Genomic DNA, 2,427 nt, shown 5'->3' with positions numbered 1-2,427 from the left:
CACCCCCCAGGTCATCCGTTCGACAGGGGGACACAGTCATGCCGGGCCCGGAGGCCAGCGGCCCTCTTGCAGGACCGCGAAGAAGATAACGGGGGACCCGCGCCCCGTGCGAGGCGGTCCCGGCGGTCTCCCGGCGGACGGTCCCGCGCGTGCGCACGCGGACGGTGGTCCGGCTCGGGTGCGGCTCCGGGGACCCGCCTCACCGCGCCGCCCGGTCGAGGAGGTCACGGAGGGCGGCGCGCGGTCATGCGCCGTCCGGCCCCGCCGGCGACGGGACCGGGCACCTTCCCCCCGGACGCGGTCGCGGGGCGCCGTCAGGAGCCGCAGGAGGCCGCGCCGTGAGCCGACGGCCCCGCCCGGCGGCGGCCCCGAGGAGTCCCGGGAACCGCTCATCCGCCGGCGCCGTGCGTCACGAGGGCCGGCCGTCCTCCGCGTCGCCCGAGGACCGCCCCAGCGGCGCGTGCCAGACGAGCCGTGTCCCCCTCCCTTCCGGACTCCCCAGCTCCATGTCGCCGCCGAGCTTGCGTGCTCGCTCGGCCATGTTGGTCAGACCGCTGCGGCGGCCTCCGGCCGGAATGCCGACGCCGTTGTCCGTGACCGTCAGGCTGACCTGCTTGCCGTCGGTCTCCAGCACCACGTCGGCGCGGTCCGCGCGGGCGTGCCGGGCGATGTTGGTCAGGGACTCGGTGAGGACGGCCAGGACGTGGTCGGCGGTCTCCGCGGGCACGTGCGTGTCGAGCAGGCCCTCCATGCGGACGCTGGGGGCGAAGCCCAGCAGCGAAGTGGCCTCGCCGATCGCGCGCACCGCGCGGGAGCGCAGGCCGGGAGCCGTGTCGTCCCCGCGGGAGCGCAGACCGAAGATCGTCGACCTGATGATCTTGATGGTCTCGTCGAGGTCGTTCACGGCCCGCTGGACCCGGTCCGAGGCCCCTTCGTGCTGGATGAACCGCTCGGCGCTCTGCAACGTCATGCCGGTGGCGAAGAGCCGTTGGATCGCCAGGTCGTGCAGGTCGCGCGCGATCCGGTCGCGGTCCTCCAGCAGGGCGATCTGCTCGGCGTCCGCGCGGCGTTCCGCCAGCTCCATGGCGACGGCGGCCTGCGCGGCGAAGACCTCGAGCGGCTCGGTCTCCTTCTCGGAGAACTCGCGGCCGCCCGACTGCCGGACCAGCAGAACGACGCCGCGGGCCTCGTCGCCCGTGCCGATCGGCACGGCGACGGCCGGCCCGAGTCCTCCGGAACGCGGAGGGCCGGCCGAGATCCTGGGGTCACGTGAGACGTCCGGGCTGCTGACGGGTGCCCGCCGGACGAACGCCTGCCCGACGAGAGTGCCCTCCACCGGCAGGACGACCCCGCGCCACGCGTCGGCTTCCTGGCCGATCGCGAGTTCCACGGCGAGTGCGTCCGTCCCGCTCACCGGCATGGCCACCACGCTCAGGGCGGAGGTGGTGATCTCCCTGGCCCGTTCGGCGATCAGCGGCAGTGCCCCGCCCTGGTCCGCGCCGGACATGAGGGTGTGCGTGATCTCCGCGTTCGCCCGGAGCCAGCGCTCGCGCAGCCGGGACTCCTCGTACAGGCGGGCGTTGTCGATCGCCACGCCGGCCGCGACGGCGAGGGTGGCCAGCACCGACTCGTCGTCCTCGTCGAACTGCTGCCCGCCGCGCTTCTCGGTGAGGTACAGGTTGCCGAAGACGTGGTCCCGCACCCGGATGGGAACACCGAGGAAGCTGTTCATCGGCGGATGGTGGGCCGGGAAACCGTAGGAGGCGGGGTGCTCGGAGAGCTTGGCCAGGCGCAGCGGCTCGGGGTGGCGGATCAACTCGCCGAGGATGCCGTGGCCCTCCGGGTAGGGGCCGATCCGCTCGATCTGCTCCTCGTCGACACCCACCGTGTGGAAGGCCGACAGCCGCTCGCCGTCCTGGCCGATCACACCGAGCGCCGCGTACTCCGCGTCGACCAGGGCCGCCGCGGCCTCCACGATGCTGCGCAGTGCCTGTTCCAGGTCCAGCTCGCGGCCGACCGACAGCACGGCTTCCAGGAGGCTGTGCACCCGGTCCCGGGTGCCGCGCGCCGCGTCCAGCCGGGCCTGCAGCTCCTCCAGCAGCTCGTCCAGCCGCAGTTGCGGCAGTCGTACCCGTGCCTCGCGGGCTTCCCCGGCGTTCTTCAACGCTGCTCCTCCAACGCCGCACCGCCTGGCGGCAGCCGTACCGTTCAGCCGTCACGGTAGCGGCTCGAACAGGAAGGACGACAAGGGAACGGCACCACCGTGCGGGCCGGCCGGCCGGAATGGTCCGTTCCCGGGCGGTCGGGCCGCCGCGTACGAGGTGCCCCCGGGGAGGGGGGGGGTGGGGGCCCCACTTTTTTCCTCCCCACCACCCCCCCCAAAGGACCCCTGGCGGGTTCCCCTTGGGCCCAAGTGGTGGGGGGTCC

The 2,427-nt window shown here is 73.9% G+C and carries 1 protein-coding gene; it reads right to left on the bottom strand.

Going from position 1 to position 2,427, the window contains the following annotated elements; translation table 11 throughout:
• Positions 1-409 precede the first annotated feature (409 nt).
• Complete coding sequence (locus ACZ56B_RS32745) at positions 410-2,164, bottom strand: GAF domain-containing sensor histidine kinase (protein WP_468798705.1); 1,755 nt, start codon at positions 2,162-2,164, stop codon at positions 410-412.
• Between the last annotated feature and the right edge of the window lie 263 nt (positions 2,165-2,427).

This window comes from Streptomyces sp. NPDC034670 (assembly GCF_055574875.1).
The sequence above is the reverse complement of the archived record's forward strand: the minus strand, read 5'-3'. Positions and strand labels throughout refer to the sequence as shown.